Source organism: Marinagarivorans sp., assembly GCF_982758155.1.
Genome location: NZ_CEXWTU010000215.1, coordinates 1 through 8390, shown reverse-complemented (window position 1 = coordinate 8390; position 8390 = coordinate 1). Strand labels below are relative to the sequence as shown.

General features: G+C 44.3%; 9 protein-coding genes. 6 read left to right on the top strand and 3 right to left on the bottom strand.

What is annotated here, in order from left to right; all coding sequences use genetic code 11:
• From AC3A8L_RS17480 to AC3A8L_RS17460, 5 genes are all read left to right on the top strand, one after another.
• Window positions 1-200: hypothetical protein (locus AC3A8L_RS17480; RefSeq protein WP_487963562.1), on the top strand; the 200-nt coding region annotated here is incomplete at its 5' end.
• A gap of 109 nt (window positions 201-309) precedes the next feature.
• Window positions 310-1002 carry a ribulose-phosphate 3-epimerase gene (gene rpe / locus AC3A8L_RS17475; RefSeq protein ID WP_487963561.1) on the top strand — a complete coding sequence of 231 codons (693 nt, stop codon included), beginning with the start codon at window positions 310-312 and terminating at the stop codon, window positions 1000-1002.
• An 11-nt stretch (window positions 1003-1013) separates the two neighbouring features.
• Entirely contained in the window at window positions 1014-1625 is a 612-nt protein-coding gene (locus AC3A8L_RS17470) for an XrtA/PEP-CTERM system exopolysaccharide export protein (RefSeq protein ID WP_487963560.1), read from the top strand.
• A 66-nt stretch (window positions 1626-1691) separates the two neighbouring features.
• Window positions 1692-2381 carry a P-loop NTPase family protein gene (locus AC3A8L_RS17465; protein ID WP_487963559.1) on the top strand — a complete coding sequence of 230 codons (690 nt, stop codon included), beginning with the start codon at window positions 1692-1694 and terminating at the stop codon, window positions 2379-2381.
• A 36-nt stretch (window positions 2382-2417) separates the two neighbouring features.
• Complete coding sequence (locus AC3A8L_RS17460; protein WP_487963558.1) at window positions 2418-3938, top strand: XrtA system polysaccharide chain length determinant; 1521 nt, start codon at window positions 2418-2420, stop codon at window positions 3936-3938.
• 1 nt (window position 3939) lies between these two features.
• On the opposite strand, the gene AC3A8L_RS17455 is transcribed toward AC3A8L_RS17460, so the two are convergent.
• Both AC3A8L_RS17455 and AC3A8L_RS17450 read right to left on the bottom strand, forming a co-directional pair.
• The gene (locus AC3A8L_RS17455) at window positions 3940-4842 is read right to left on the bottom strand and encodes a glycosyltransferase family 2 protein (RefSeq protein WP_487963557.1); all 903 of its coding nucleotides are present in this window, start codon (window positions 4840-4842) and stop codon (window positions 3940-3942) included.
• Between the two features lie 3 nt (window positions 4843-4845).
• Entirely contained in the window at window positions 4846-5742 is an 897-nt protein-coding gene (locus tag AC3A8L_RS17450) for a glycosyltransferase (RefSeq protein WP_487963556.1), read from the bottom strand.
• Window positions 5743-6338: 596 nt separating this feature from the next.
• Here AC3A8L_RS17450 and AC3A8L_RS17445 point away from each other — a divergent pair.
• Window positions 6339-7676 carry an oligosaccharide flippase family protein gene (locus tag AC3A8L_RS17445; protein ID WP_487963555.1) on the top strand — a complete coding sequence of 446 codons (1338 nt, stop codon included), beginning with the start codon at window positions 6339-6341 and terminating at the stop codon, window positions 7674-7676.
• Here AC3A8L_RS17445 and AC3A8L_RS17440 read toward each other — a convergent pair.
• A partial coding sequence (locus tag AC3A8L_RS17440; RefSeq protein ID WP_487963554.1) for a hypothetical protein occupies window positions 7654-8390 on the bottom strand: 737 nt, incomplete at its 5' end. The genes AC3A8L_RS17445 and AC3A8L_RS17440 overlap by 23 nt on opposite strands.

Sequence of the window (8390 nt, the reverse complement as noted above, 5' to 3'; positions counted from 1 at the left end):
AGCCAGCCTATTTAAGTAAGGTTGACGCTCAAGCGCTGCGACGCGAAGATATTAACGGCGCTTTACAGCCGCAGTTGCGGCGTTTTGCTGTGGATAGTAGTCGCACGAATGCGGATTTGTTTAGAGAGATTGGTAATATTGCTGGTTTGAACTTGAGTGAATTTGGCTTGCCTTCGCAGAATAGGGGCGATCTGCTGTAGGCGTTGCTTGAATTCTAGGTTTACGCTTGAGTTAATAACATCACTTACTGGCTTCGTTCGTGATTTTCAGTACAATGCCGGCTACTCCGTATTAATTGAGCGATGAGTTATGCCCGCCAAAGACTTTTTGATTGCCCCGTCTATTTTATCTGCTGACCTTGCTCGCCTTGGCGACGATGTTCAGGCTGTTCTCGACGCTGGTGCCGATATTATTCATTTTGATGTTATGGATAACCATTATGTGCCCAACCTTACTTTCGGGCCGGCTATTTGTGCAGCCCTTCGAAAGTATGGCATTAATGCGCCTATCGATGTTCATCTTATGGTTGAACCTGTCGATTCATTGATCGAGCAGTTTATTGATGCTGGCGCTAGCTATATTACCTTTCACCCTGAAGCAAGTAAGCATGTTGATCGTTCCCTGGAGTTAATTCGTTCTGCGGGCCTTAAGTGTGGTCTAGTGCTTAACCCTGGTTCGCCATTGAGTTTGGTGGAGCAGGTTCTACCAAAATTAGACATGCTGTTGTTGATGTCTGTTAACCCTGGTTTTGGTGGGCAGTCATTTATTCCTTATACGCTTGATAAGCTGAGGGCGGCCCGAGAACTTATTGACAGGAATAAATTAGAGACTCGTCTTGAGGTTGATGGGGGGGTAAAACTCGATAATATTGCCTCAATTGCTGAGGCCGGTGCTGATACTTTTGTGGCTGGATCTGCAATATTTGGAGCTGCTGATTATGCTGAGACTATTGCTCAGATGAAGGCTAGCTTACAACGTGTTTCTTCGGTAACTAAATCATAAGGTTTAAAGATATGAAGTTTTTAATAGCTTTGTTTGTGTTGTGTTCGCTTGTTGGGTGCTCGTCTTCGGCCACTTCTAAGCTAGGTGTTATACCTATGCCCATTAACAGTGATGAGACTGATTACCAGATGGGCGTTGGGGATGAGATATCTGTGCAGGTATGGAAATCGCCCGAGCTCTCGGTTTCGGTTTCTGTTAGACCTGATGGCAAGGTGTCTGTGCCTTTGGTGGGGGATGTGGTTGCATCGGGTAAGTCGACAAAAGAATTATCAAAAGAGTTGACCAATGAGTTTGGCGCCTATGTTCGCAATCCGCAAGTAACTGTCATTGTCCGGAATCCAGCCAGCGCTAATTTTCTGCGGAGAGTGCGTGTAACAGGTGCGGTAGGTTCGCCATTAAGTGTTATGCATCAGCAAGGAATGACGGTATTGGACTTGGTTTTATTGGCTGGGGGACCAACTGAGTTTGCGAGTGGAAATAATGCTAAGCTTTATAGAAAGTACGGTGACAAGGTAGAGGTGTTTTCAATTCGCTTGAAGGATATATTGGAGAAGGGCGGATTGGATACAAACTATGAGTTATATCCGGCGGACATCATCACTGTCCCTGAGCGTATATTTTAAGTTGATTGGAGTTTTAAGTCGCTTGAGTAAGAAAATGGTGTTCAGACCTAAAGAGAGGCAGTTGCTATGAGTGGACAATCCTCGGTAGCGCAAATGACGGAAGTAAAGGCTTTCTCTTTGCAGGAGTTAACGGACTTGAAAATAGTCCATTCAGGGGCTGGTGCATCCGGACCTTTAAAGGCTTTTAGAGACTTGCGTACTCGCTTGATGGCTAAAAAAGAGAGCGGGAATTTTGCTTGCCTTGTTGTTTCTGCTGAGCCCGGTGGCGGTTCTCATGTGGCGGCTAATCTAGCTGCGGCAATTGCTCTCGATAAAACAAAGTCGTCGGTATTGGTTGATTGTAACTTGTACGCACCCTCTGTTGATCAGTATATGCCAGGAGGCGCTGATGTTGGGCTTACAGACTATTTGGATGATGTGTCTGTGAGTTGTGAAGATATTGTTTATGGTACGGGTGTTAGCCGCATGCGAGCCATTCCCGTAGGAAATAACAAAGACGGGGGCACTGAGAAGTTGTCTTCGCCTCGTATGCGTCAGTTGGTTGAAGAGCTTAAAGGGCGTTATGTTGATCGTTATGTGATTATTGATGCGCCTTCAATTTCTAATTACGAAGCGGAAGTCCAGATACTTTCAGAATTCTGCGACTTTGTATTACTTGTGGTCCCTTCAGGGAAAATAACCGAAAGTATTTTAGATGCGCAAATTGAAAGAATTGGGAAAGAAAACTTGGCAGGGGTGGTGTTTAATGAGCGCTGATCTAACGATAGCCTTTAGCGGTAGGGTTTGTTGAGTATGTTTCAATATTATTTGGATCTTCTTCTTGCTACAAAAAGAGAGCTTATACGCTTTCGTTTTGCTGTTGCCGTTGTTTTTACTCTGGTCCTATTGTCTGTATTGTTCGTAGGTTCAAAATGGCCACAGCGATATGTCTCTTCTTCGGTCATTGCTGTTGATGTGACGAATGTCATTGAGCCCTTATTGCGAGGGGCTGCCGAAGTCACTGACGTGGATGTGAGTGAGAAAGTTGGAGATGTGATTGGCTCTCGGCGCGTACTGGAACCTGCGTTATTGCGCTTATATCCCGAAGCTGCAAGCTATAGTCCTCAGCGTTTAGAGAATGGGGTGAAGCGGCTTAGGGCGAATTTAAATATAGTGGTATCTCGGCGTCGACCGCAAACCGTTGTCACTTTTGGTGCTGCAACTCCCACTGAGGCTTATGAGTCTTTGAGTGCGATTGTTGATGTGTTTCTTGAGGATCGCGTCGCTGAGAAGCAAAAGGATAGTTTTGAGGCTTACAATTTCATTAATGCTCAGGTCGTCGAATATAAAAAGCAACTAGAGCTAGCAGAGCAGCGGCTGAAAACGTTTAAATCCCAGAGTGTTAATGCTTCTGAGAGTGACGTGCGAAAACGTGTGAATTCTTTAACTGCAGAAATTAAAGATCTACAAGTAGAAATAGAGGAGAGTGAAGAAACTATACGCACGACTCGGCGCCAACTTAAAACCGAGGGGCGTTACCTTGAGGTACGCTCGCGAAGTATCGCGCTGGAGGGGCGCCGTAAGGGGCTTCAAGATGAGTTGGATCGGTTGAGGTTGTCGTATCAGGATACCTATCCTGATGTAGTTACTATAAAGCGTCAACTTAATGAAATTGATAGAGATTTGAGGGCGAACTTGGAGTCGGCGGGCCTACAGTCTGCCGGCCAGGTGTCTGAACTCCCGCTTTATGAGGAATTGAGGAAGCAGGCCTCCGCGGCGGAGGTTCAGGTGTTAACTCAGCGTCGGCGTCTGGCCGCACTTGAGGCGCAGTTGTTAGATGAGCACAGCTTGGCTGGTTTGGTGGCTGATAGGCAGGCGGAATTACTTGATTTGACTCGAGACTACGACGTAACTAAAAGTGTGTACGAGGAGATGCTTGAGCGTAAAGAGAATGCTAAGTTAACTGTAGCGCTTAATAATGAAGGTCAGGGAGAGAATTATAAGTTGTTAGAGTCGCCTGCTTATCCGCTATCTCCTTCCGGGTTGAATCCGATTGTTATCTTTCTGCTAGCTCCAATTTTGGCAGCGGGTTTTCCGTTGGGGTTAGTTTTTGTTTTTGTGTTCTTAGATCCTAGAATTAGGTCTTCATCTCAGTTGCGTTCGATGTTGCCTGATGGACTTGATTTGTTAGCGGCGGTACCGTATCAGAGCACTCCATTGGGAGTGCGGCTAATGCGTAAGGATATGATTCTTTTGGGTCTTTGGGTGGTATGTTTGATGGGCTTTTATGGTTACTTGGCTTACATCCAAATTATTGGGCGTGTTATTGCTTAGGTTAGCGTTGTGAGCTCATGCCTTTTTCAGTGATTAATGCATTGTAAAAGCCTACGCACCAGACTATGCCTCCAAAAATTAAAACCGGACTTATCGCTAGCGTTTTAAGCTTTTGGGGGAGGGGTTGATATTTTAGGTGTCGGCCTATTATGCGCAGTGTTTTTGCTGCTGTAATGGCGGGAAGTAGAGCCCCTATAACGAGTCGCTTTCCAAGTGAATTGTTGTTTGAGTAGCGAATATAGTAAAGATTTTGGCCGTTGATGTAGATTTTTCTTAGTACTTTCCGCATTTTCGAGTCTTGGGTTTGCAGTGCAATCATGTCTGGGTGAAACATGAGCTTAATGCTGTGATCTCGAATCAACCTTTCTGTTAACTCTGTATCCTGCATGCGCGGAATGTCTTTAAATCCGCCCACATCTAAAAATACTTCTTTATTAAAACACATGAATGCGGAGCTCAAATTGCTGCGTGGGCATTCAGGTCGGCCTGCTTGAGACTCATGATTGAAAAAATAGTGCTCAAGGTAAGCTGCTTGATCTGAGGACTCTTTGTTGTTGAGTTCTAAAGCTCCACCAAATGCGGTAGATCCTTCCTGGTGGTGTTTCCAGGCGTTGGTGAAGGTATTTTTCTGAAGTTGAACGTCTGAATCAACGAATATGAGGAGTTTTCCTTGAGCCTGCTCTGCTCCTATATTGCGACCTATGCCTGGATTGAATCGTTCGGCAATGCGGATGCATCTTGTGTGTTGGTATTTGCTACACAGTTCGGCAACTTTTTCATGTGATGAGCAGTCCACTATGATTATCTCAAAGTTCAAATCAGTTGTTTGCCCCTCCAGCTGAATCAATGTTTTTTCTATGGTTTGTTCTGTGTTGTATGATGGAATAATTACGGATATATCCACAGTTTATTGTCCTTTATTGAGCGTTTCAAAAAGCTGTTTTCTCAGCTTTGCGATTGTCTCGATGTTGAATTCGTCTTGCACTTTTTTACGAGCCGCAGTAATAATTTTTTCTTCATTATCTTGCAATAGAATATTTTCTATTGCTGACATTATTTGTTGTGGCGACTTCTCGTCCGCAAGGTATCCAGTTTCTTGGTTGATGATTATTTCAGGAATACCTGCGTGCTTTGTAGATATGACTAGCCTGCCTACGGCCATTGCTTCCATGATTACAACGGGGAGTCCCTCCATTTCGCCGCTAGCGCTGGTGATAGAAGGGATGACGATGATGTCACAGTCATTCATTGAGCTCCTAACCTCGGCAGATGATTTTTGCCCAAGAAAAGTGATTATGCTGTTGAGCGGTGCGGCTTGTTTTTGTAGTTTTTCTTTGAGTGGCCCGTCACCAATGATTGATAGTTCAACCTGTATTCCTTTCTCTTGTGCAAGCCTAACGGCCTCGATAAGGTGAGTGAAGCCTTTCTTTTCAACAAAGCGCCCGACAGCCAGAAGCTTGATTGCTTTGCTTTTGTTTATTTTTCTTGGGTTGAAGTCGAATTCGGAGATGTCTAAGCCGCATCGTACTACAGAGCTTTTTTCAGTGCATGGGCTGAACTGATTGAAGTAGTTGACGTTGTAATTTGAGATCATTAAAAGATGCTGAGCTTGCGTGAGTTTCTGAGGAATTCCGAGTATGTGCGGTGTTCCAAATGTTCCCGCTGAGTGGACTGTAATTGAGAAGGGGATGTTACTGTGATGCGAGGCATACATCGCGATGGATGCACTCACATTCATAAAGTGAGCATGAATGTGAGTAATGTTTGCCTTAGCTAATTGCTCGGCTGTTTTTGCGGCTGCCATGTAGTGGTATGCCATTTTACAGCGGCGAGTTGTTGAGAGTTCTGGTGATGTGATTGCTCTTATGAGTCCTTTGATGTAGTGCGCAGGTTGGCGACAAAAACTTTTAATGTTGCTGGAAATTAAGTGGGTTGCACTTAATGGGTACAGATATGTGGTCTTACTTTGAATGTCTGAAATGCCACGTGGGTCTCTGCGTATTCCAAATAGGGTGATGTCGACCTCAATGTTTTTAAGTTGTTGTATTTCCCTGCGGATAAATGTGTGTGATTGGGTTCCAAAGCAATTCGTTAAGTATGCAATCTTCATTATTAGGTAGTCATCGAGGCAGTTGGTTGATGTTGGGTGACGCAGAGGCATTCATTGCTATTTTTGTCGTCTTTCCTAGTATAGAATTGGCGCGTTTTTATTGGTTCTATATGATGTCCCCATAATACAGCTTTTAAAGTTTCTTATCAGTAGTTGCACTGTGTTTTAGTGGGCGAAAGTGATTTAGAAGGATTGTTGATAGTGAGGGTGTCGAAGGTTGATGCGCTTTCATAGGTAGGTCTGTGCACTTTCAGTGTGCAAAATAGTTCAGAGAATTTGGTGTTAATGTTATGGCAGGAGGTAATTCAGTTTTTGGAAGTGCTGCGAGTAGGTTGAAGTCGGGAGCGCTTTGGACTATGTGTGGCTTCGGTCTTCAAAAAGTATTGCAGTTGTCCTCGAGCCTTATTTTAACTCGGCTCCTATTTCCGGAAGCTTTTGGATTGATGGCCCTTGTGAATGTTTTCATTATGGGTCTAATTATGTTGAGTGATGTGGGGATAAAACCTGCAATTATTCAAATGGAGAAGGGGGCTGATGCTGATTTTCTAAATACGGCTTGGACGATTCAGGTTGCCCGAGGTTTTGTTCTCTGGTTTATCTTGTGTCTGATTGCATACCCCCTCTCTGTTTTTTATGAGGCGCCGGAGCTTGTTAATCTCCTTATATTTTGCGGCTCAATTAGCGTAATCTCTGGCTTTGCAACTATCGGCGTCCCGTTGGCGGAGAGGGATTTAAAGGTCAAGCAGGCAATTGCCGTCAAATTGATTGGTCAAATCGTCTCTATCGTTGTTATGGTTTCTTTGGCTGTTGTAATGAAGTCTGTTTGGTCTTTGGCTATAGGGACAGTTACAGGGGTTTTGGTGGAAGTTATTGTTGGCTACGTGATTCTTCGTGGGCATCGTCATCGATTACAGTTCCATGTTAAGTCCGTCATTAACTTGTTGCGCTTTGGAAAGTGGATTTTTTTCTCTACACTACTTTTCTATATAGGTGGTCAGGGTTCTAGGGCGATCCAAGGTGGATTGGTTTCAATTGAGGAACTTGGCGTTATAGCTATTGCGGCGACAATTTCTCTGATGCCCGGAGAACTTACAAAACAGCTTGTTAGCCGTTTGTTATTTCCATTGCTGTCCAGAGTTAACCGGGAGGATCCCGAAAATTTTCAGGCCACCTTAAATGCTTTCAGGGTCAGGGTTGTTGCGTTTTCGCTTCCGTTATTCCTGATAATATCTATCCTTGCGAGCTGGGTAGTGGGTGTTTTGTATGATGAGCGTTATAGCTTGGCTGGCCCTATACTTGCGATTATGGTTTTAGGTGAGTCAATTTTGACGCTAACATCTCTTTATAAAAATGCTTTTCTTGCGCTTGGTAAGGTCAATTTACATTTCTTGTATGACCTATTGTTAGCTGTTATCCGCGTGTTCGGGATGTTTGCGGGGTTTCATTTTGGCGGCATTCTAGGGATGTTTATTGGTATCGGTGTTGGTAATTTAGCTTTTTATATAATTGTTGTTTGGTTAGCGCGCAAGAGTGGCCTGTCTAGCTTGAATGTGGATTTCTTTGCTTTACTCGGTCTTTTAATCTTTGGGTTTCTTAGTGTGAGTGTTAACTTCCCTGATTTGTTTTGACCTCAGGGCTTTGTTTCTTTTTGGGGCGTAGGATTGAGCCAGCGAGAGATCCTGTGAGGAGCATTGTTATATTGGAGAAGGATGAGTTTGGTATCACGTCAATCATTGTGGCGGTAATTATTAGGACTAGTCCTATGGCGTAGGGCTGGTCGTCGGCACCTTTTAGCTTTAGCTGTTGTTTGAGTTTGAGTATTGGAATGGCTAATAGGCCATACGTAGAAATGTAACCTAGCCATCCATACATACTGAATAGGATAATCCAGTGCCCGTCAGGAACGCTAATAGATGCTCCTTGCATGTCATGTACAAAATTGCGCCCAAACCCCCCCCAGCCTGTAATTCCTTTTAGTTTGGAATACTCAAGGATCATCGCTTCCATGTTGAAACGATATGATAGCGAGCTTCCTCTCTCTGGGTTTTTAGCCTCAATTAAGGAGGCCACTTTTTCTAAGGCTGGCGTCGCGGCGTCTCTTGTAATGGGGTAACTTAATAAAATAAAGCTTATTATTAGTGCTGTGAGAACTTGGGTCTTTGTTTTGGTAAAGCATAAGATGAGGAGTATGAATCCGGCAATTATTAGTCCTCCGAGCGACTTGCATAGTACGACTCCAATGAGTAACGCGATAAATGCGGGTTTGATGGGGAGTGATTTGTATTTGAGGTTTGGTTCTTGTCGCATTAGGGTGCACGCCGCGATGGCCGCTGAGATCATGA

Coding starts and splice junctions, on each gene's coding strand:
- rpe (WP_487963561.1), top strand. CDS start 310: ATGCCCGCCAAAGACTTTTTGATTGCCCCGTCTATTTTATCTGCTGAC.
- AC3A8L_RS17470 (WP_487963560.1), top strand. CDS start 1,014: ATGAAGTTTTTAATAGCTTTGTTTGTGTTGTGTTCGCTTGTTGGGTGC.
- AC3A8L_RS17465 (WP_487963559.1), top strand. CDS start 1,692: ATGAGTGGACAATCCTCGGTAGCGCAAATGACGGAAGTAAAGGCTTTC.
- AC3A8L_RS17460 (WP_487963558.1), top strand. CDS start 2,418: ATGTTTCAATATTATTTGGATCTTCTTCTTGCTACAAAAAGAGAGCTT.
- AC3A8L_RS17450 (WP_487963556.1), bottom strand. CDS start 5,742: ATGGCAGCCGCAAAAACAGCCGAGCAATTAGCTAAGGCAAACATTACT.
- AC3A8L_RS17445 (WP_487963555.1), top strand. CDS start 6,339: ATGGCAGGAGGTAATTCAGTTTTTGGAAGTGCTGCGAGTAGGTTGAAG.